Annotated in this window: 21 protein-coding genes and 1 other annotated feature; of the genes, 17 read left to right on the forward strand and 4 right to left on the reverse strand. The window is 47.3% G+C overall.

Translation table 11 applies throughout. The annotated features are described in order from the left end of the window. Nucleotides 1-69: 69 nt before the first annotated feature. From murB to ftsZ, 5 genes are all read left to right on the forward strand, one after another. Nucleotides 70-975: a UDP-N-acetylmuramate dehydrogenase gene (murB, locus tag ACN6MW_RS26860; RefSeq protein WP_419872880.1), complete on the forward strand. Its 906-nt coding sequence runs from the start codon at nucleotides 70-72 to the stop codon at nucleotides 973-975. Nucleotides 976-990: 15 nt separating this feature from the next. Continuing rightward, entirely contained in the window at nucleotides 991-2,259 is a 1,269-nt protein-coding gene (gene murA, locus ACN6MW_RS26865) for a UDP-N-acetylglucosamine 1-carboxyvinyltransferase (RefSeq protein WP_419872881.1), read from the forward strand. 110 nt (nucleotides 2,260-2,369) lie between these two features. Continuing rightward, nucleotides 2,370-3,143, forward strand: a complete 774-nt coding sequence (locus ACN6MW_RS26870; RefSeq protein ID WP_419872882.1) for a cell division protein FtsQ/DivIB — start codon at nucleotides 2,370-2,372, stop codon at nucleotides 3,141-3,143. Nucleotides 3,144-3,362: 219 nt separating this feature from the next. Next, nucleotides 3,363-4,604 carry a cell division protein FtsA gene (ftsA, locus tag ACN6MW_RS26875; RefSeq protein ID WP_364141133.1) on the forward strand — a complete coding sequence of 414 codons (1,242 nt, stop codon included), beginning with the start codon at nucleotides 3,363-3,365 and terminating at the stop codon, nucleotides 4,602-4,604. Nucleotides 4,605-4,723: 119 nt separating this feature from the next. Further along, complete coding sequence (ftsZ, locus tag ACN6MW_RS26880; RefSeq protein ID WP_364141130.1) at nucleotides 4,724-5,839, forward strand: cell division protein FtsZ; 1,116 nt, start codon at nucleotides 4,724-4,726, stop codon at nucleotides 5,837-5,839. A gap of 270 nt (nucleotides 5,840-6,109) precedes the next feature. On the opposite strand, the gene ACN6MW_RS26885 is transcribed toward ftsZ, so the two are convergent. Continuing rightward, on the reverse strand, nucleotides 6,110-6,787 hold the full coding sequence (locus ACN6MW_RS26885) for a DNA-binding response regulator (protein ID WP_419872883.1): 678 nt from the start codon (nucleotides 6,785-6,787) through the stop codon (nucleotides 6,110-6,112). A gap of 367 nt (nucleotides 6,788-7,154) precedes the next feature. Between ACN6MW_RS26885 and spoIIGA the strand changes: the two genes are divergently transcribed. The 3 genes from spoIIGA (at nucleotide 7,155) to sigG (ending at nucleotide 9,720) form a co-directional block, all read left to right on the forward strand. Next, nucleotides 7,155-8,072 (forward strand): sigma-E processing peptidase SpoIIGA, encoded by a 918-nt coding sequence (gene spoIIGA, locus ACN6MW_RS26890; RefSeq protein WP_419872884.1) that lies wholly within the window; start codon nucleotides 7,155-7,157, stop codon nucleotides 8,070-8,072. A 38-nt stretch (nucleotides 8,073-8,110) separates the two neighbouring features. Further along, nucleotides 8,111-8,833: an RNA polymerase sporulation sigma factor SigE gene (gene sigE / locus ACN6MW_RS26895; RefSeq protein ID WP_053375506.1), complete on the forward strand. Its 723-nt coding sequence runs from the start codon at nucleotides 8,111-8,113 to the stop codon at nucleotides 8,831-8,833. 104 nt (nucleotides 8,834-8,937) lie between these two features. Beyond that, nucleotides 8,938-9,720, forward strand: coding sequence for an RNA polymerase sporulation sigma factor SigG (gene sigG, locus ACN6MW_RS26900; RefSeq protein WP_308999994.1), 783 nt, complete (start codon nucleotides 8,938-8,940; stop codon nucleotides 9,718-9,720). Between the two features lie 55 nt (nucleotides 9,721-9,775). Here the strand turns inward: sigG and ACN6MW_RS26905 are convergent, their stop codons facing one another. Continuing rightward, entirely contained in the window at nucleotides 9,776-10,204 is a 429-nt protein-coding gene (locus ACN6MW_RS26905; protein WP_419872885.1) for a DUF3995 domain-containing protein, read from the reverse strand. 20 nt (nucleotides 10,205-10,224) lie between these two features. Further along, nucleotides 10,225-10,788, reverse strand: a complete 564-nt coding sequence (locus tag ACN6MW_RS26910) for a TetR/AcrR family transcriptional regulator (RefSeq protein ID WP_419872886.1) — start codon at nucleotides 10,786-10,788, stop codon at nucleotides 10,225-10,227. A 221-nt stretch (nucleotides 10,789-11,009) separates the two neighbouring features. Between ACN6MW_RS26910 and ACN6MW_RS26915 the strand changes: the two genes are divergently transcribed. From ACN6MW_RS26915 to ACN6MW_RS26955, 9 genes are all read left to right on the forward strand, one after another. Further along, entirely contained in the window at nucleotides 11,010-11,291 is a 282-nt protein-coding gene (locus ACN6MW_RS26915; RefSeq protein WP_419872887.1) for a YlmC/YmxH family sporulation protein, read from the forward strand. A gap of 98 nt (nucleotides 11,292-11,389) precedes the next feature. Further along, nucleotides 11,390-12,241, forward strand: a complete 852-nt coding sequence (gene pgeF / locus ACN6MW_RS26920; RefSeq protein ID WP_419872888.1) for a peptidoglycan editing factor PgeF — start codon at nucleotides 11,390-11,392, stop codon at nucleotides 12,239-12,241. A 3-nt stretch (nucleotides 12,242-12,244) separates the two neighbouring features. Continuing rightward, nucleotides 12,245-12,964, forward strand: coding sequence for a YggS family pyridoxal phosphate-dependent enzyme (locus ACN6MW_RS26925; protein WP_419872889.1), 720 nt, complete (start codon nucleotides 12,245-12,247; stop codon nucleotides 12,962-12,964). Between the two features lie 3 nt (nucleotides 12,965-12,967). Then, nucleotides 12,968-13,417 (forward strand): cell division protein SepF, encoded by a 450-nt coding sequence (locus ACN6MW_RS26930; RefSeq protein ID WP_364141106.1) that lies wholly within the window; start codon nucleotides 12,968-12,970, stop codon nucleotides 13,415-13,417. Between the two features lie 10 nt (nucleotides 13,418-13,427). Further along, nucleotides 13,428-13,694, forward strand: a complete 267-nt coding sequence (locus ACN6MW_RS26935; protein ID WP_419872890.1) for a YggT family protein — start codon at nucleotides 13,428-13,430, stop codon at nucleotides 13,692-13,694. A gap of 14 nt (nucleotides 13,695-13,708) precedes the next feature. Continuing rightward, a complete protein-coding gene (locus ACN6MW_RS26940) occupies nucleotides 13,709-14,491 on the forward strand; it encodes an RNA-binding protein (protein ID WP_419872891.1) in 783 nt (260 codons plus the stop codon). A gap of 95 nt (nucleotides 14,492-14,586) precedes the next feature. Continuing rightward, nucleotides 14,587-15,087, forward strand: coding sequence for a DivIVA domain-containing protein (locus ACN6MW_RS26945; RefSeq protein WP_419872892.1), 501 nt, complete (start codon nucleotides 14,587-14,589; stop codon nucleotides 15,085-15,087). 78 nt (nucleotides 15,088-15,165) lie between these two features. Next, nucleotides 15,166-15,464: a binding site (T-box leader), on the forward strand. 46 nt (nucleotides 15,465-15,510) lie between these two features. Beyond that, nucleotides 15,511-18,609 carry an isoleucine--tRNA ligase gene (ileS, locus tag ACN6MW_RS26950; protein WP_419872893.1) on the forward strand — a complete coding sequence of 1,033 codons (3,099 nt, stop codon included), beginning with the start codon at nucleotides 15,511-15,513 and terminating at the stop codon, nucleotides 18,607-18,609. 144 nt (nucleotides 18,610-18,753) lie between these two features. Then, nucleotides 18,754-19,092: a DUF5665 domain-containing protein gene (locus ACN6MW_RS26955; protein WP_419872894.1), complete on the forward strand. Its 339-nt coding sequence runs from the start codon at nucleotides 18,754-18,756 to the stop codon at nucleotides 19,090-19,092. Here the strand turns inward: ACN6MW_RS26955 and ACN6MW_RS26960 are convergent, their stop codons facing one another. Next, complete coding sequence (locus tag ACN6MW_RS26960; RefSeq protein WP_419872895.1) at nucleotides 19,093-19,824, reverse strand: TraR/DksA C4-type zinc finger protein; 732 nt, start codon at nucleotides 19,822-19,824, stop codon at nucleotides 19,093-19,095. Between the last annotated feature and the right edge of the window lie 203 nt (nucleotides 19,825-20,027).

Below are 20,027 nucleotides of genomic sequence, written 5' to 3' on the forward strand. Positions count from 1 at the left end.
CTTCACAAAACCTAAGCGAATGCTTACGAAGCAGGTTTTGCTTCACAAAACCTTAAGGAGGTTCAACTAATGGAAGCATTTAAAGCGGAATTGGAACAAGCCAATCTTGGCGATGTTTTGTATAATGAACCGCTCTCGAACTATACAACATGGAAAATCGGCGGCCCCGCCGATATATTAATCCTCCCTCGTAGCAAAGAAGAATTAGTCGCTGCGGTACAATTGGTGCGCAAGCATCAAATGCCATGGACTAATTTGGGCAGAGGCTCCAACATGCTGGTGAGTGATAAAGGGATTCGCGGTGTTGTGATAAAACCGCACAGAGGGTTAGATTACGTGCGTTTTGAAGGATCGCTAGTCATAGCAGGTGCTTCATATTCATTAATTAAGCTATCAGTCATGGCGGGTAAGGAAGGGCTAACCGGGCTTGAATTTGCAGGGGGAATTCCTGGCACGGTAGGCGGAGCCGTTTATATGAATGCTGGCGCGCATGGTTCGGATGTGTCACGTATTTTTAAATCAGCTGATATTGTACTGGAAACAGGAGAATTGGTTCGCTTCGAACGCGAGGATATGAACTTCTCTTACCGGCATTCGATTCTTCATGAGCAAAAAGGCATCGTCGTTGAGGCAACCTTCGAGCTGGAAGAGGGGGATAAGAAGGAAGTTCTCGCTATGATGGCCTCTTACAAAGAGAGAAGATTGAGAACGCAGCCGCTGCAGCTTGCATGCGCCGGGAGCGTGTTTCGCAATCCGCCCAATGATTTTGCAGCTAGGCTTATTCAAGAGGCTGGGTTAAAGGGTGAAAGCCTCGGAGGAGCGCAAGTATCGGAGCAGCACGCCAATTTTATTGTTAACACCGGGCAAGCAACAGCTGAAGACGTTCTCGCCCTCATGACTCATATTCAAAGCACCGTTCAGGAACGCTACGGCATCCTGCTGGTGCCGGAAGTATTGGTGGTGGGTGAGCGGTAATTCGGAGGTGATACATTGGACAAATTGGTGATTGAAGGCGGGAAACCTCTCTCAGGAACCATAGTTATCCAAGGAGCGAAAAATGCCGCTTTGCCGATTCTGGCTGCCAGTTTATTGGCCGATGGCACAACAACATTAGATCATGTGCCAGATTTGCTAGATATCGACGTCATGCTGAACATTTTGCGCGAATTAGGATGCCGGGCCGAGCATACGGGAGGAACTGTTGTGCTGGATACTGAAACCGCACATACATCCCACGTGCCGGAATCGTTAATGAGACAGATGCGTTCTTCTATTTTTTTAATGGGACCCTTGCTTGCTAGGTTTGGTGAAACCCAGGTTTATCAGCCTGGCGGATGTGCAATTGGGGAGCGGAAAATCGATCTGCATTTAGAAGGTTTGCAGGCACTTGGTGCAGAAATCGAAGAGATTGGCAATCGAATCATATGCCGTGCTGATAAATTGCGGGGAGCTGACATTCATTTAAGCTTTCCAAGCGTTGGGGCAACGGAAAATATTATGATGGCAGCTGCTTTGGCGGAAGGTCGAACCACGATCAGCAATGCCGCAAGAGAGCCGGAAATCCAAGATTTACAAGGTTTTCTGAATGCAATGGGCGCGAAAATCATGGGTGCCGGAACCGACACGATAACGATAGACGGGGTACAGTCGCTAACACCATGTCGTTATAAGGTTATTCCGGACCGAATTGTTGCGGGAACAATTATGGTAGCTGCCGCAGCGACACGCGGTCAGGTAACGCTCCAGAATACGCAGCCCGCTCATTTATCCTCCTTGATTCATGTTCTTCGTCGTGCAGGTGTTCAAATTGTTGTCGACGGTGATATAATTAAAGTTGGCAGTGCAACCAGACCCAGAGCGGTTGAAAGAATCGTAACCTCTCCGTACCCGGCTTTTCCTACCGATTTGCAGTCTCAGGTCATGGTGCTGCTTACGCTTGCAGACGGTGTGAGCGTATTGAAAGAAACGATTTTTGAAGGCAGATTGAAGCATGTGGATGAATTGTCACGCATGGGTGCCGACATTCGGGTAGACATGAATGCCGCATTCATTCGCGGAGTGCCAAGGCTATATGGCGCAACGGTAGAAGCCACCGACCTGCGGGCGGGTGCGGCCCTTGTCATTGCCGGTTTAGCGGCCCAAGGGAAAACCGTCGTAGAACAAATTCACCATATCGACCGAGGCTATGAGAAAATTGAAACGATGCTCTCTAGGCTGGGAGCGCGCATATCGCGTTATGCGCCGGTGCCTAATAATTAATACTATGCGCATGAGCTGCAAGATAGAAACAGCCGGTACCCTTTTGATGCTGATCGAAGGTGAAGCAGAGAGGTTAGCCGGATGTTTTTTGGGGAAAGAAGGGACAAGTTATGAGCTCGCAGATGCCTGTGCTGAAGGAACCGAGTAAAAAACGAATGGGCAGCAGCAAAAAGCTGCTCTACATTCTCATTTTATTATTTATGGCTCTTTTGGCGGTGCTGTTTTTTAATTCCTCTATTAGCAAAATTTCAGAAATACAAATTGAAGGTACAAGATTTGTATCGACAGAGGATATCGGCAAGACGTCTGCTATATTGGTTGGCGATGCATTCTTCCGCACTTCATCCTCTACAATAGAAGAAAGAATCCTTGCATTGCCGCAAATTAGCCAAGCGAAGGTTACGAAGGTATTTCCTGGACTAGTGAAAATTTCGGTCGAGGAGTTCCCGGTCGTAGCATTCGAGCTTTCAAAGCAGGGGGAATTGACGGCATTACTGTCAAACGGAACCAGCGTGGAAGCGGATAATGATGAGATGCAGCTGGTGGACAAGCCGGTTTTGTCCGGCTGGACCGAAGGGGATCCCATAAAAGCAGAGCTCACGAAGCAGTTGGGAAAAATATCGGCCAAACAACTTTCTGATCTGTCCGAAATATTGCCTTATCCTTCTTCTGCTTATCCTGACCGTGTTGTCATGTATACGCGTACCAAATTTGAAGTGGTCACGGCCGTCTCTGTTTTGCCAGAAAAAATTGAAGCCTTGAATGCCGTGATTGAAACGCAGGAGCCGGGTAAGATTACGATGCTGCTCGCTGATACGTATGTTCCTTTTGAAACCGAAAGTCTAGAAAATATGGACTCCGAGCAAAAAGAGACTACTCAATAGCTTGAAAGAATGGTAGAATTTTATTTATCGCATTTATACTCGATGAGGCTGGATAACATTAGGATATATAGAGTAACGCAAGGGGCGAAACTCGACACAAAGCGAAAAACAATGAAAAATTTGTTGAAAAAAGAGGGAAAATATTAAAGGCGTTGAATATGTAGAAAGACCTTAAACGTGTCTTTCATAATTATTTATTTGAAACGGAGGTGCCGCAGGATGAGCAGTAACGACATCATCGTCAGTTTGGACATCGGTACATCCAAAGTTCGTGCTATTATTGGTGAAGTAAATAATGGAGCCATTAATATTATTGGAGTTGGATCAGCCGACTCAGAGGGTATTCGCAAAGGAGCAATAGTAGATATTGACCAGACCGTGCAATCCATTCGTAATGCTATCGAGCATGCGGAGCGCATGGTAGGCATTCAAATATCAGACGTTTATGTTGGTATTCAGGGCAATCATATTGCACTGCAAACCAATCGTGGCGTCGTTGCAGTATCCAACGAGGATCGTGAGATTGGTGAAGAAGATATTGAACGCGTATTGCAAGCTGCAAAAGTTGTTGCGCTTCCACCAGAGCGTGAAATTATTAATTTGGTGCCTAAGCAGTATTTAGTTGACGGTTTGGAAGGTATTTCAGATCCGCGCGGTATGATTGGCGTACGTCTAGAGGTTGAAGCGACAATCGTAACGGGAACGAAGACTGCGATACATAACCTTATGCGTTGTGTAGAGAAAGCGGGACTTCGTATTTCTGGCGTAATTTTGTTATCATTAGCTTCTGGCGTTGTTTCGTTGACAAAGGATGAGAAATCTATTGGTACCGTTCTTACAGATATCGGAGCAGGCTCTTGCACAATTGCCATATATGATCAAGGCGGTTTGGCGGCTACATCTACGCTTCCAATTGGCGGCGAATACGTAACGAATGACATTGCTTACGGCTTGCGCACGCAAAGTGAACAAGCGGAGAAAATTAAATTAAAATACGGATGCGCGAATGTGCTCGATGCAGCCGAAGACGTGAAGTTTAAAGTTGTGCGGATGGGCTCCAATGTGGAGAAAGAGTTTTCACAGGTTGATCTAGCCAGCATAATTGAACCTCGCATGCAAGAAATCTTTCACCTCATTCGCCAAGAAGTGAGGAGACTCGGTTATGGGGATAAGGTTAACGGCTATGTCTTGACCGGAGGCACCGTATCGATGCCGGGAACACTTGCTTTGGCCCAGACAGAGCTTGAGTCTTCCGTCAGGATCGCACTCCCGGATTATATCGGAGTAAGAGACCCGGCATACAGCAGCGGTGTTGGCATGATTCAATATGTGTCGAAATATATGGGAGCTCGTGGAACTGGAGCAGTGAAGAAAACGGCAAGCCGCAAAGCAAGTCCAGCACCTTCAACTAAACCCGGTATGTTCGAGCGGATCAAAAGCATGTTTAATGAGTTTATTTGAAAATATAAGATAATATAAGTCTCACCTCTATACGATGCTTATATTTTACCGCGAAACGTTGCTGTACCGTATCGTAGGATGCTATCAGCAGTTTACGCTTGACTGGGGGAAAATGAAAGATGTTGGAATTCGACTTTGAGCTTGAGCAGCTTGCTCAAATAAAAGTAATAGGTGTAGGCGGAGGCGGCAGCAATGCCGTTAACCGTATGATAGAAAATGGTGTTAAGGGCGTAGAGTTCATTACGGTGAACACGGATGCGCAAGCATTGCATCTGGCTAAATCCGAACATAAACTGCAAATCGGCGATAAGCTGACCCGCGGTCTTGGAGCAGGAGCTAATCCGGATGTAGGCAGCAAGGCAGCCGAAGAATCCCGTGAAATTATTATGAATCAGCTTAAAGGTTCGGACATGGTTTTCGTTACGGCGGGCATGGGCGGCGGAACAGGTACAGGAGCAGCGCCAGTCATTGCTGAAATTGCACGTGAATGCGGTGCATTGACAGTAGGCGTTGTCACTAGACCTTTTACTTTTGAAGGACGCAAGCGCTCTGGACAAGCTGAGCTTGGGATCGAAGCGCTTAAAGAAAAAGTAGATACGCTGATCGTTATTCCTAATGACCGTTTGCTTGAAATCGTTGACAAGAAAACTCCTATGCTGGAAGCATTCCGTGAAGCGGATAATGTGCTCCGCCAAGCGGTACAAGGCATATCAGACCTTATTGCGGTTCCCGGTTTGATCAACCTTGACTTTGCAGACGTGAAAACAATCATGACGGAACGCGGATCTGCGCTTATGGGTATCGGTATCGCTACGGGCGAGAACCGCGCTGCCGAAGCTGCAAGAAAAGCAATCATGAGCCCGCTGCTAGAAACTTCGATTGATGGCGCTCGCGGCGTTATTATGAACATTACTGGCGGCAGCAACCTTTCATTGTACGAAGTCAATGAAGCGGCTGAAATCGTTATTTCAGCTTCTGACCCAGATGTAAACATGATTTTCGGTGCGATTATCGATGAAGATCTGAAGGACGAAATTAAAGTTACCGTTATTGCAACGGGCTTTGAACATAAGTCAGCAGCAGCTCGTCGCATTCCGCAGCAACAACCGGAATCGGTTGATACAAGACAAACGGGTAGCACGAATGCCGTTAAGCCTTTCGGTGCTAACAATACATCAAGCGATCAGCTTGAAATCCCGGCGTTCCTTCGCAATCGCCCACGCAGCGATCGCTAGAGCTTTTTCGTTATCCGTCTCACCAGCATTTGGTGAGGCGGATTTTTTTGTTTGAATTAGCAATTACGACGTGAGGGAATGTCCGAAAGAACGCTGTAAGCGCATATTGGTGCTTGCAGCAAAGAAGTAACCCTCTCTTGGTCGCTGTAAGAACACATGCGTGCTTACAGGCCCAATACGGCGTATAAGAGTAAGAGTGCTTAAATAGATGCTGCAAGCACAATAATATCTTTTCAGAACAGATAATACGGTTTGAGGGTAGCCATGCATCTACTTAGTAAAAAAGCCAGATATGTGTTCCGGGTTTATTTTGTAACAACGGATTCGTTTTGTACCATTGCCCGCTGGAAGCAGCAGCTGCCGCGTCACCATACCGTGCAGCAGCTTTTGAGCATCGCGTTTTTTGATCTTTAGAAGTTGTATGACGTCGGACGGTCGAACGTGTACACGTGATTCAGAAGCGTATTTTAATATTTCCTGCTGCAGGAAGATTTCCGCACTCGTTTCTTTTTTTCTGCCAATAAAACTTCTGCCCATAAATTGTTGAAGCAGCTGCTGGCACATTCGAGGCTTTTCCTTAATGTCGTCGTAGGAGAAACGTAAAAGCTTCCATCCATCAAGGATAAGATGATTTTGCCGCATCAAGGAATCAGAGAACTGCCAGCGGGAAAGGTCAGCCGAATGCGCTCGATACCCGTCAATTTCAATGGCAAGCCGCAGACCGGATTTTAAATATGCAAAATCTAAAAATCGCACTCCGTCTCGGAAATCGGCAATTTCATACTCGGGATACAGTCCGTCCATTTCATGAAATGCAGGATACCAAACGGCCTCTAAAAAAAGCTTTTCCGCATGTCCGATTCCTTGCTCTAGTCTCCGTTTGTTCTCTCCCTGACGCTCCAACAGATGCATGTTCAGCCAAATTTCGTATTGCGCTTGAAATGTCAACTTATCCGCCTCCCTGGTTAAACGCAAAAAACCGCATACTGCGGGAGAGTTCTGTTCCCGAGTAAGCGGTGTTCTTCACAGCTTTACCTATCTACAAAATCATAATCGAAATTAATGCGTCGGACAAGCTTTGATTTTCAAAATGCTGCGCGGCTTTACCGGCAAAAAATCAGTTTGATTTCATGGGATATGTTTTATAGCAGCCAAAGGCATGGCGGTTTTTATACTCCTACTCGACAAAAAAAGATATGTCATGCTGTCATGAATAGACAGACTTTGAAATAGGATTTTAATATACTAGTCTCAATCGTTCTCCCGGGTGCCGGCTGTAGGCCCGATACCCGCCAGTTGCAGGAAGGTGACCGAAGTGGCTATTTATGTGGATGTTATGTTTTTGCGAGAGCTGCTTGTTGACGGCGCTATTCTATCAACTACCGCATGGGCGCGACATCTAAAACCAAGGCCTTGGCGGGTGTTAGTGGCATCTTCTGTCGGAGCTTGTTATGTCGTTTTGATGTTTTTTCCGCAATTAACTTTTTTATTCACGTTTGCCGTAAAAGTGGCCATGTCGTTTTTAATTGTATGGATTGCTTTTGGTTTCGCGTCTATCCAGCACTTTATGAGGAATATTGCGGCATTCTATGCGGTTAATTTTGTCGCTGCCGGCGCAGTGCTAGGGCTTTATTATTTGTTTATGCAAGGATCCGGCAAAGTGTGGAAAACGATTGCATTCGTCAACGGGAATATGCGCGTGGAGCTCAAGATGGGACTGTTTTATTTAATTGCCGCGTTATGTATCGGTTTGTACATCTACCGGACCGTATTGACGCAAAAAAGAGAACGGGAGCTGGTGCAAACTCATTTAGCAGAGGTCAAAGTTACGATTGGAGAACGGATTCAAACCTGCATTGGTCTGGTTGATACCGGCAATCAGCTGTATGATCCGTTAACCCGGACGCCGGTTATGGTGATGGAAGCATCCTTATGGCAAGATGATTTGCCCGAGTCGTGGTTGAATAGCATACGAGATGCACAAGTAGATCGTCTTGTAGCGGGAATGGATGAACAGCCTTTTGTGTGGCAGGACCGGCTTCGTCTCGTTCCATTCAGAGGTGTCAACCGAGGATCACAGTTCATGCTAGCGATAAAACCGGATGCGGTCGAGATTACTAGGGAAGGACAAGTTTTTGAAACGCGGAAGGTGCTTATCGGGCTGGACGGCGGAAAGCTTACGTCTGATGGGGCATATCGAGCTATAATCCATCCGTCTATGGTACAACAATAAAGTACGTATGCTCATACAAACGAGGAGGGATGGGCCAGATGCTCGTCAAATACAAATTGATCCTTCAGTTATATTATTATCGTATTATGTTTTTATTCGGATTAAAAAGCGAAGAAATTTATTATATTGGAGGCAGTGAAGCGCTGCCGCCGCCTCTTACGCGTGAAGAGGAAGAATATTTGCTGGAAAAGCTCCCTACGGGCGATACAGCTATCCGAGCCATGCTCATCGAACGTAACTTAAGACTAGTCGTTTACATTGCCCGTAAGTTTGAAAATACGGGTATCCATATCGAAGATCTCGTATCAATTGGCGCGATAGGCTTAATCAAGGCGGTTAACACGTTTGATCCAGAAAAGAAGATTAAGCTGGCAACTTACGCCTCGCGCTGTATTGAAAATGAAATATTGATGTATCTGCGCCGCAACAGCAAGACTCGCACGGAAGTATCGTTTGATGAGCCGTTAAACATCGATTGGGATGGCAACGAGCTTCTTCTGTCCGATGTACTGGGAACGGAAAACGATACGATTTACCGCAATATAGAAGAACAGGTTGACCGTAAGCTGCTTCATAAAGCGCTTGATAAGCTGTCTGAGCGTGAGCGGATTATTATGGAGCTTCGATTCGGCCTGGCGGATGGTGAAGAAAAAACGCAGAAGGACGTTGCGGATCTTCTGGGCATTTCGCAATCGTACATTTCCCGCTTAGAGAAGCGGATTATAAAAAGACTTCGCAAAGAATTTAATAAAATGGTCTAAAGCCCGTACCCTGCTTACGGTTGTCGAATGATGTCGCTTTAGGAATAAAAAGGCCTTCTGGGGAGATAATGTACAGTAATGTTTCTCCTTGGGAGGTAATCACGTTGACCCGAAATAAAGTCGAGATCTGTGGAGTGGATACCGCGAAACTGCCTGTCTTAAATAATGTCGAAATGAGAGAATTGTTTACGGCATTGCAAACCCGCAATGAGTGGGCAGCAAGAGAGAAATTAGTAAACGGCAACCTACGGCTTGTACTAAGCGTTATACAGCGGTTTAACAATAGGGGAGAATTTGTAGACGACTTATTTCAGGTCGGATGCATTGGACTTATGAAGGCGATAGATAATTTCGACCTTGGCCAAAATGTCAAATTTTCCACCTATGCCGTACCGATGATTATCGGTGAAATACGCCGTTACTTGCGTGACAACAATCCAATCCGCGTATCGCGGAGCTTGAGGGATATTGCCTACAAGGCTCTTCAAGTCAGGGATAGCTTAACGAACAGAAATTCACGCGAACCGACCATATTTGAAATCTCGGAGGCTTTGAATGTTCCGAAGGAAGATGTCGTGTTTGCGCTCGATGCCATTCAAGATCCGGTTTCATTGTTTGAGCCGATCTACCACGATGGCGGAGATCCGATTTATGTGATGGATCAAATTAGCGATGAACGGAACAAAGATGTGTCATGGATCGAGGAAATCGCGCTTCGAGAAGCGATGCATAAGCTCAACGACCGGGAAAAAATGATTTTGTCCATGCGCTTCTTTGAGGGTAAAACACAAATGGAGGTAGCTGACGAAATCGGCATCTCGCAGGCGCAGGTATCCAGGCTCGAAAAATCAGCCATTCAACAAATGCAAAAGCATGTCAAAACATAAAAAAACGGTGCCGCGAGGCACCGTTTTTTTTGTGTGTGCACTCCACTTGTCATGGCTAAGTAATGACCATCATCCAAGTCGTTAAGCAGGAGAGAAGCAAGCATAACGGAGAGTAAAATAAGCTGTCCACGCGTGCGAAGGGGGTATTTCGAATCTTTTTGAAAAAACCGATTGCTCTGAATTCACCAACTGCCCGAAGCAAAAACACAACGGCAAGTGCCCAGCCGCCGAAAGCTGGAAGCCAAGACGGGCCTACGGCAGGTATAATCTCAGCTTGCATAAGCAGCAACGCGGCTGCCGCCCAGAAAATAAACATAACGGCTGCGGTTTCGAAACGACCCGGTATGAAGAGAGGAGACTCTGTATTGTTCTTTGTCGGTACGGCTATGGAAAAACCACCGCGCCCGCCAAACAGCCAATACAGATGAATACATCCGATCAAAAACAACGCTGCGCCGACGATACTTGCCAAAAGCGATTGCATACAGCATTCCTCCGTTAGGATTAAAATGATTTTTCAATCCAGGGTATCAGCAGGTTAATCTGCTTTTCTGCTTCCTGCGTTGACAAAATACGGTGCTTGTTACGCTCATGCCAGCCTAAATAATAGCTGTACAATAGTTCGGCGGTGTTAACGGACTGTTCTGCGGCATAGCCGCATTCCGCAAGCAAGCTGCTCATGTAGCCTATGCGCTGACGCTCGATTTGCAGTAGCAGTTCAGCATAATCAGGCTCGGCGTTTCCCAACTTCCGCAAATGGAATACAAAGTCTTTCCCTTCAACGGAGCTGAACATGGCGCTTAGCAAACGTCGTACTTTCTGCAAGGGTTCAAGGGCTTGATGCTGCTCGATGTGGGCGATGATAGACGTTGTAGCAATTTCTTGCCAGTAGGCAATGATCCGTTTTACATATGCGGCTCGATTTTTAAAATACCAGTAAAAGCTGGTTTTACTGCTGCCAAGCAGCTTCGCAAGCTGCTCGACAACAAGAGCAGCGATGCCGCCTTCAGCAAATTTCTGAAGCCCGAGTTTAATCCAATCGAGCTCTGTGGCAACGATTTTGGGCATATGACCTCCTGTAAAAACCTATATTTATGTACGATACCGTACATAAAGCATAACATAAGCAAAGCGGGTTGAGCAGTATTGTACGCAATCGTACAAAAAAGTTCGGTTTCTTAAATTAGAAGCGGCTTTTTTAAATAAGAAGGACATTTTAGGCAAATTACTCATATAGTTATAGGAGAGATAAACGGACGATCACTCTACTTGAAAAGCGGTGAACGGAAATGAAAATATCTGATTTTCAGACAAAGGACGTTATTAATATCGTTGACGGCAAAAAGCTCGGACAAATCAGCGATCTGGAGCTTGATTTGCGGCAAGGGCGCATTGATTCTATCGTTGTGCCGCAGTTTACCAAGTTTTTGGGCATGTTTGGCGGCGGTGGTACGGAAGTTGTGATTCCATGGCGCAATATCGTGAAAATCGGTGAGGATGTTGTGCTGGTCCGCATGGATGACACGAAACAGCTGCGTGCCGAGGAAGAAGATTTGCACGCTCGTTCATAACGCGTTAAACTGTGTCTAGTTGGTTTGCAATGCAAACTTTACCTAGTGCTTACGATGCGGGTTTGCAGGGTAAACCTTTATATAGAGGTGAGAGCGGAATGGAAGCTTTTGAACACAAACGATCAGCGAAGGGTCCTTCGCTTTTTTTATTGTCGGAATGGAATAACCGGTTTGAACGATTGACTGCCGGTTTTACAGGACGTAATGGGGGAGTCAGCGCCGCTCCTTGGGCATCATTGAATATGGGCCTGCATGTCGGTGACTTGGAGGCTGCCGTAGTAGACAATCGGAGACGTTTAGCGGACGCAATCGGCTGGGATTTTGAGGCCTGGACCTGCGCCGAGCAGGTGCATGGCAATCTCGTGCGCCAGGTTACGTCTGCTGATAGAGGCCGAGGTAAAGAAACGTTGGATGATGTTCTGAAGGATTGCGACGCGATTATGACTGACGTCCCCGGTGTGCTGCTTGCTTCCTTTTATGCGGACTGTGTTCCGCTTTATTTCTATGATCCGGAGCATAATGCCGTAGCGCTCGCGCATGCCGGCTGGAAGGGGACGGTACAGCAAATAGCCGTGAAGACGGTACAAGCGATGGTCAGCGCGTACGGGTCTGACCCCAAAGCGATGATGGCCGCGATAGGACCTTCCATTTGCAGCTGCTGCTACGAGGTGGATGGCCCTGTCATTAACCAAGTACAGGAGCTTTTGTCGGAGCTTGGCGTAGCGGGTGAAGCTGCTGATAAGATGCTGAAACAGGCGGATAACGGCAAGGCGAACTTGGACTTGAAAGAAATAAACCGACAGATTATGATAAAAGCAGGAATTTTGCCGATACGTATCGAATTAACACAGTGGTGCACCGGATGCAGAAGGGATTTATTTTTTTCCCATCGCAAAGAAGGTGGCTTGACGGGCCGAATGGCCAGTTGGATCGGCATTCGGGAGAGGTGAAGCATGCCATTTACATTTGAGGAAAGAATAAAAACCGTAGAAGATCGAATCAAGAAGGCTTGCGAGCGTTCAGGACGCAGCAGAGATGAAGTGCATATTATTGCCGTCACTAAATATGTGTCACTGGACACTACAAAGTCGGCCCTGGAGCACGGTTTTTGCGATTTAGGCGAAAACAGGTGGCAGGATGCCCAGGAAAAATGGGAAGCGATTAGTGCTGAGTCTGATACGTCAGCTGACAAACAACCGGTCTGGCATTTTATCGGTTCGCTTCAATCGAACAAGGCAAAGGACGTCATCGGGAAATTTACATACATTCATTCGTTGGACAGGCTGTCGCTTGCCGAGGCAATTGATAAACGGGCTTTGCAGCTTGGCATTACCGTACCATGCTTCATTCAAGTCAACGTCTCTGGAGAGAATTCAAAGCAAGGTATTGCTCCGGAGGAGCTTGCACCGTTCGTAGAGAAGCTATCGCGCTACAAATCGATTACTCCAATTGGTTTAATGACGATGGCTCCATATGAAGCGGAGCCCGAGCAAACGAGACCGGTATTCAAGACATTGCGAGAGCTGCGCGATGAGATACAGATCAATTCGGAATACGGAAACACCATCACCCATTTATCAATGGGTATGTCGAATGATTTTGATATAGCAATCGAAGAAGGGGCTACATGGATTCGTCTTGGAACGATATTAGTGGGGAAAGAGGAGGAATAGAAGATGAGTGTCATGAACCGCTTTATGAGCTTTCTTGGCTTGCAGGATGAAGAAGAAGTCGTAGAGAGAGAGCGAGTTGTACCGCAGGAAGAACAAGAAGCTGAAACTTCTCCTTTCGAAGCACGTAAAAACACAAAGAGCAATAATGTCGTCAGCATTCACTCGCAGAAAAATGTCCGTGTGGTGCTTAGCGAGCCCCGTTCTTACGATGAAGCGCAGGAAATTGCCGATCATTTGCGTTCCCGCCGCGCAGTTATTGTGAATTTGCAGCGTGTCCGCAGCGATCTAGCCGTCCGGATTGTTGATTTCCTAAGCGGCACAGTGTACGCTTTAAGCGGGAGCATCTCTAAGCTTGGCCCCAACATTTTTCTTTGCACACCGGATTCCGTGGAAATTCAAGGTGCAATAACGGAAATGCTGGCGGAGGAGAACGACTACAACAAAATGAGGTGACCTTGAGTTAATGAATGAAGTTTATAGCATTATCAAACTAGCTCAGCAAATTTACACATTTATGATTATCGGTTATGTGCTGCTTTCTTGGTTACCGACTGCCCGTGAGAGTTTCATCGGCGTGTTTTTGGGCAAACTTGTAGAACCGTACTTAGGCATTTTCAGAAGATTTATCCCCCCAATTGGAGGTATGCTTGACCTTTCTCCAATTTTAGCTGTATTCGCGCTACAGTTTGTTGCTGCAGGGTTGATTGCGGTATTTGATTTTTTCATCTAAAGGAATGATTTCGCATGAAACAAGGCATATATGATCATTTCCACCCCGACGAGAAACCATTTGTCGATCGGGCAGAGGAATGGATAGAGCGGTCCGCACAGCAGCATGAGCTGAAGCGGACCGATTTTTTAGACCCCAGGCAAACACAAATTTTAACGATTTTGGCAAATCGTAACGCAGATGTTAACATTCGTTTGAATGGCGGGTATGAGCAGGCAGAGCGGAAACGCGCGATTATCGGACCAGATTACCGGAATTTGGACGATGAAGCGGTAGGTATATCCGTTTTAGCCGTAAATGGACCGGGACAAGCTCAGCTCGAGCTGGATCATGGCGATTTTTTGGGTGCCTTACTTGGACTCGGCATTAAACGCGATCGAATTGGCGATATCCATGTGCATGAACATTTTTGCCACATCGTTGTCATGGATGAAATCGCGGATTACTTGAATATCCATTTGAGACAGGTTCACCGGATAAGCGTCTTAACCGATATTATTCCATTGTCTGATTTGAAAACGGTCGTACCGAAGCTGGAGGAAATGAGCTTATCCGTCGCTTCCATGAGGCTTGATGGCATTGCGAGCGATGTCTATCGCGTCAGCCGTTCCAAAATCGTCGATCCGATTCGCGCTGGCAGATGCCGCGTGAACTGGAAGTCGGAGGAGGATCCTTCCGAACAGCTTCGTGCCGGGGATGTCGTTTCATTCAAAGGATTAGGTCGCTTTAAGGTACTGGAAGTGGACGGTATGACAAAAAAAGGCAGAATTCGAGTCCGGATTGGCAAATTTATTTAATCCTTGCAGGAATCTCCCTTTGGTTGTCGAATTTGTTCTCATTAAATCATGTAATTCGGTTGCAAGAGTCATAAATATCATGAGGAGGTGCGCCAATGCCGTTATCGCCATTGGACATACATAACAAAGAGTTTGGCCGGAGATTACGCGGCTATGACGAGGATGAAGTTAATGAATTTCTGGATCAAGTCATTAAAGACTACGAATCGCTGATCCGTGAAAATAAAGAACTGCAAAATCAGCTGCTAGGCCTGCAAGAAAGACTGAATCATTTTACGAATATAGAAGAAACGCTTAGCAAAACGATTATTGTGGCGCAGGAAGCGGCTGACGAAGTAAGAAGCAACGCGAAGAAGGAAGCGCAGCTGATCATTAAGGAATCGGAGAAAAATGCCGATCGCATCATTAATGATTCGTTGGCGAAATCCCGCAAGGTATCGCTTGAAGTTGAAGAACTTAAGAAACAAGCTTCTGTCTACCGTGCCCGTTTCCGCACGCTTGTCGAAGCGCAGCTTGAGTTGCTGACCGTCGATGGCTGGGATACGCTTGAGCCGCAGCAATCGAGACAATCGGAGCATGAGCTGACACGCGGTTAAAATTTAATAAATAGACGAATCGACATTTGACATTTAGCCTGTCGATACGCTATAACTAATAGTAATTAATTGATGATCTAAACTTCGTTGAAGAGAACGAGTACGTTCTAAGTTCACTCCTCAGAGAGCCGGCGGCAGCTGAAAGCCCGGTGTGTGAGCTATTGCGGAATATCCTCTCTGAGAAGCGGCGCCGAACCTGCGAGAGCAGCAGTAAGTGCTGACGGCTGTCCCCCGTTACAGGGAACGCGAACTCATTGTTCGCGACTAAGGTGCCGCATGAAGCGCAGCAGAGCTGCCGTCTTCATTTTGCAAGCTTTCTAGATCATAGAAGCATGCGCGGAACAAGGGTGGTAACGCGACTAAGCCTCGTCCCTTCTCATAGGGATGAGGCTTTATTTTTGTTTAAAACAGGAGGCTGGAACGATGCAACGCGTAGATGTAAAAGAACGTGCACGCAGCCGCGAAATGCGGGTGCTGGAGCAATGGAAAACAGAGGATACTTTTAAAAAATCGATTTCGAACCGGGAAGGCAAGCCGAATTTCGTGTTTTATGAAGGTCCCCCAACCGCGAATGGTGCACCGCATATCGGTCATGTGCTTGGCCGCGTGATCAAGGATTTTATTTGCCGCTACAAAACAATGGCCGGGTACCGCGTCATTCGTAAAGCCGGCTGGGATACGCATGGCCTTCCCGTCGAGCTTGGCGTCGAGAAGCAGCTCGGTATATCGGGTAAGCAAGAAATCGAGGATTACGGCGTAGAGAAGTTCGTGAAAAAATGCAAGGACAGTGTTTTTGAATATGAGAAGCAGTGGCGCGAGCTTACGGAAGCCATTGCATATTGGACGGATTTAGACAATCCATACATCACGCTCAAAAATGAATACATCGAGAGCGTATGGCATATTTTATCGACGATTCACGGGAAGGGTTTGCTGTACCGCGGCCACCGCGTGAGTCCGTATTGCCCGGATTGCCAAACGACGCTCAGCTCGCATGAGGTGGCTCAAGGCTATGAAGACGTCAAGGATTTAAGTGCGACCGCGAAGTTTAAACTCACTGCGTCCGGTGAATTCATTCTGGCCTGGACGACGACGCCATGGACGCTTCCGGCTAACGTTGCGCTCGCCGTCAATCCGGAGCTCGATTATATCCGCGCTTCCAAAAACGGCGAAGTCTATATCGTAGCCCAGAATTTAGCCGAAAACGTATTAAAAGACGGGTTTGAAGTATTATCCGTTGTGAAAGGCGCCGAGCTTGTCGGACTAAGCTACGAGCCGCCGTTTAATTATGTGGCAATCGAGAAGGGACATATCGTCATCGCCGGCGATTTCGTCAGCGATACGAGCGGAACAGGTATCGTTCACATTGCTCCGGCACACGGTGAGGATGATTACCGCGTATCCCGCGAGAATGGCATCAGCATGCTCAGCGTCGTTGATTTGGCCGGCCGCTACATTTCGGATGTAACGGACTTCGCCGGACGGTTCGTAAAAGACAGCGAGCTTGATATCGATATCGTCAAAAACCTGAGCGAACGCGGACTTCTTTATTCGAAAGAACGTTACGAGCACAGCTACCCGTTCTGTTGGCGCTGCAAAACGCCATTGATCTACTACGCTATGGAGAGCTGGTTTATCAAAACTACTGCCGTTAAAGATCAACTGATCGCTAATAACAACAGCGTAGATTGGTACCCGGGACATATCCGAGAAGGCCGCTTCGGCAAGTTTTTGGAGGATTTGGTGGATTGGAACATCAGCCGCAACCGCTATTGGGGCACGCCGCTGAATGTTTGGGTTTGCGATGTGACTGGCAAGGAGTACTCACCTAGCAGTATCGCTGATTTGCGCGCTATGGCAATCGGGGATGTGCCGGAGGATATCGAGCTTCATAAGCCATATGTAGACGACATTAAGCTGAAATCGCCATTTGCCGAAGGCGCAGAAATGACACGTACCCCTGAAGTAATCGATGTATGGTTCGACAGCGGATCGATGCCTTTCGCTCAGCAGCATCATCCGTTCGAGAATGAGCAGCAATTCGCTGACCAGTACCCGGCAGACATCATCTGCGAAGGCATTGACCAAACGCGCGGCTGGTTCTACAGCTTGCTGGCGGTATCGACGCTCTATAACGGTAAAGCTCCTTATAAAGCGGTCATCTCGACAGGCCATATTTTGGACGAAAACGGCCAGAAGATGTCGAAGTCAAAAGGCAATGTTATCGATCCATGGGAGATCATTAACGAGTACGGCACAGATGCATTCCGCTGGGCTTTGCTGGCTGACAGCGCGCCGTGGAACAGCAAACGTTTCTCTCGCGGCATTGTCGGCGAAGCGAAGTCGAAGGTGATTGACACGATCGTAAATACGCATGCATTTTTTGCTTTATACGCATCGATCGATGGCTTTGACTATACGCAGCATGAGGAAACGAAGTCGGATAACAAGTTGGACCGCTGGATTATTTCACGCTTGAACAGCCTTATCAACACGGTGAATAAAGGGCTTGAGGTGAATGATTTTCTTAACCCGGCTAAATCGATCGAAATCTTCGTCGATGAGTTGAGCAACTGGTACATCCGCCGCTCGCGTGACCGTTTCTGGGGAAGCGGCCTGACCGCCGATAAATTAGCTGCCTATCAAACGCTTCGCAGCGTGCTTCTAACTTTATCCCGCTTGATTGCGCCTTATGCGCCACTACTGGCAGAAGAGGTATACGGCAATCTAGGCGGCGAAGGAAGTGTGCATTTGGCAGATTACCCGAAAGCGGAAGAAGGCGCAATTGATGAGACGCTCGAGCGCGATATGGAGAGCGCGAAGCAAATCGTAGAGCTTGCCCGCAATGTACGAAACGAGACTGGCATTAAGACGCGTCAGCCTCTATCAGATCTGATCGTATCGCTTGACCGTGATTTTAATGTGGCGGATTTCGAGGATATCGTGAAGGACGAAATTAACGTAAAAGCGATAACGGTACAAAATTCAGACAGCGGCTTCGTTGATTTTACGCTCAAGCTGAATCTGAAGGTTGCCGGCAAAAAATACGGTAAATTCGTTGGACCGATCCAAGCGCAGCTTAAAGGTTTGAACGCTGATCAAACCCGCGGCATCGTAAATGGCGGAAGCTTCGACTTTACGAGTCCGGACGGAGAACAGCTATCGATATCCGTGGAGGAGCTGCTGGTCGAGAAGCAGGCGAAATCCGGTTTTGCTTCTGCTTCAGGAAACGGCGTGACCGTAGCGCTGAATACCGATATCACGCCTGAGCTCGAGCAAGAAGGCTGGGTACGCGAAGTCATTCGCGCCGTACAGGATACGCGTAAGAAGCTGGATCTGCCGATTGAAAAAAGAATTGAGCTTGTGCTGGATGTCGATAACGAGCTGAGAGCCGCTCTTGATGCATTCGAACAAGTGCTTCAAGACAACGTGCTCGTTCAAACCGTTGCTTATGAAGCAATGCCGGAAATGGAACGAGTTACGCTTGGCGATAAAGTAATAGGGATTTTCATCCGCGGTTAAGGATATAGTATAGAGGATAATTACACGCAAAAAAACGAGGCCGTCGCCTACCGGCTGCTGCAGCAAGCGACCGCGAAGTCGCGAAGCTTGCAATGGCTGGAAGGCCTGGCCTCGTTTTATTGTTTGTCAAAGGGGATGCCTCTCATGATTACGAAAAACCCGGAAGAGTCGAAAAACCTAAATGACCTGCAAGACTCATTGAGTTCGCTCGATAAGCGACTGAAAAAGATTGCAGCGGATTTGGAGCATACGCAAATTGCGGAATATGTCCATTTGCTGAACAGGCCAAGAACGCTAATCTGGAAAAACTTGCTTGCAGGAACGGCTAGAGGCGTTGGAATCGCGATCGGCTTTACCTTTTTTGCAGCGACGATCCTTTATGTCCTACGGATTTTGGGTGCCTTGAACCTGCCGATCATCGGCGATTACATTGCGGATATCGTACGAATCGTACAAATCCAGCTCGAAGGCAAGACGTATTGATTACTCGTTTTCGTTCGGATTCTCCGATTCAAGGCCGTGATCTCCTTCGCCCGTATCCATGTAATGCATATACTCACGGTTGCGGATGACTGAGACATGACGGCCTGTAATATCGGTTGCGATAAAGCTTTCGAGCGGTTCGACGAAGCCGTCATTTTCATAAGCATCAATGCCTACATGCTCATAGTCGGCTACATCCCGATTTTCGGAAAAGGCCGGGGAATCCGCATTACCCCATTGCTCGACGATTTGCCAAGCATCTTCGCCGTCAAAGCCGTTATAAGAATCCTGTTCATCCATGCTTGTCCGGCCAAATGGAGGATCGAGCACTAATTCTTCGACGGGCCTGCGCAGGGACAAATGCTGCCTCGGCGCATGCTCAATGCAATGCAGCGTATCTGGAACGGCATCCAGCCGCTCTAACGGGATGGGCTCATGGCAGGTTGCGCAAATGCCGTATGTGCCGTTGTCCATGGCTTGCAGGGCGGCATCAATCCGATTAAGATGAAGCTCTTCCTGTTCGTGCAAGGCGACATCCTTTTCGCGTTCGTATAATTCAGTGGCGATATCGCCGGGATGATTATCGATGGATGAAAGTTCACCGGTATCATCGCGAAGCGAATGGGCTAATCCGTAGTGATCATTTTCTGTTATACGGTGTTCGATTTCTTTTTGTTCATCTTTTAATCTGCTTCGCAGCAAATCAAAGTGAGCATTTGTTGGGCTTGTCATTTGAGCACCCTCCTTAGCAGGGAACATAATTGCTGTATTAGCTTTCGCCGAAAGCAGGATTTTCAGTATGGGCTTCAATGGAAGAACTGCTTCCGGATGCTGGCTCTCGTTTGGCCCGGTATGCTACAATTGACAGGCAATCCACAAAGATCGCGTTATTTGATCAGTTGGCGCGAAGCGTTAGATCAGTGAAACGTTGCTTC

Source organism: Pristimantibacillus sp. PTI5 (assembly GCF_048572955.1).
Lineage (GTDB): Bacteria > Bacillota > Bacilli > Paenibacillales > Paenibacillaceae > Pristimantibacillus.

Excerpts from the sequence above, each read along its gene's own strand:
- murB (WP_419872880.1), top strand. The coding sequence starts at position 70 with ATGGAAGCATTTAAAGCGGAATTGGAACAAGCCAATCTTGGCGATGTT.
- ACN6MW_RS26915 (WP_419872887.1), top strand. The coding sequence starts at position 11,010 with ATGAAAATATCTGATTTTCAGACAAAGGACGTTATTAATATCGTTGAC.
- ACN6MW_RS26935 (WP_419872890.1), top strand. The coding sequence starts at position 13,428 with ATGAATGAAGTTTATAGCATTATCAAACTAGCTCAGCAAATTTACACA.
- ACN6MW_RS26925 (WP_419872889.1), top strand. The coding sequence starts at position 12,245 with ATGCCATTTACATTTGAGGAAAGAATAAAAACCGTAGAAGATCGAATC.
- ACN6MW_RS26905 (WP_419872885.1), bottom strand. The coding sequence starts at position 10,204 with ATGCAATCGCTTTTGGCAAGTATCGTCGGCGCAGCGTTGTTTTTGATC.
- ACN6MW_RS26940 (WP_419872891.1), top strand. The coding sequence starts at position 13,709 with ATGAAACAAGGCATATATGATCATTTCCACCCCGACGAGAAACCATTT.
- ACN6MW_RS26955 (WP_419872894.1), top strand. The coding sequence starts at position 18,754 with ATGATTACGAAAAACCCGGAAGAGTCGAAAAACCTAAATGACCTGCAA.
- ACN6MW_RS26930 (WP_364141106.1), top strand. The coding sequence starts at position 12,968 with ATGAGTGTCATGAACCGCTTTATGAGCTTTCTTGGCTTGCAGGATGAA.
- ftsA (WP_364141133.1), top strand. The coding sequence starts at position 3,363 with ATGAGCAGTAACGACATCATCGTCAGTTTGGACATCGGTACATCCAAA.
- ACN6MW_RS26870 (WP_419872882.1), top strand. The coding sequence starts at position 2,370 with ATGAGCTCGCAGATGCCTGTGCTGAAGGAACCGAGTAAAAAACGAATG.
- ACN6MW_RS26910 (WP_419872886.1), bottom strand. The coding sequence starts at position 10,788 with ATGCCCAAAATCGTTGCCACAGAGCTCGATTGGATTAAACTCGGGCTT.
- ACN6MW_RS26960 (WP_419872895.1), bottom strand. The coding sequence starts at position 19,824 with ATGACAAGCCCAACAAATGCTCACTTTGATTTGCTGCGAAGCAGATTA.
- sigE (WP_053375506.1), top strand. The coding sequence starts at position 8,111 with ATGCTCGTCAAATACAAATTGATCCTTCAGTTATATTATTATCGTATT.
- pgeF (WP_419872888.1), top strand. The coding sequence starts at position 11,390 with ATGGAAGCTTTTGAACACAAACGATCAGCGAAGGGTCCTTCGCTTTTT.
- ACN6MW_RS26945 (WP_419872892.1), top strand. The coding sequence starts at position 14,587 with ATGCCGTTATCGCCATTGGACATACATAACAAAGAGTTTGGCCGGAGA.
- ileS (WP_419872893.1), top strand. The coding sequence starts at position 15,511 with ATGCAACGCGTAGATGTAAAAGAACGTGCACGCAGCCGCGAAATGCGG.
- ftsZ (WP_364141130.1), top strand. The coding sequence starts at position 4,724 with ATGTTGGAATTCGACTTTGAGCTTGAGCAGCTTGCTCAAATAAAAGTA.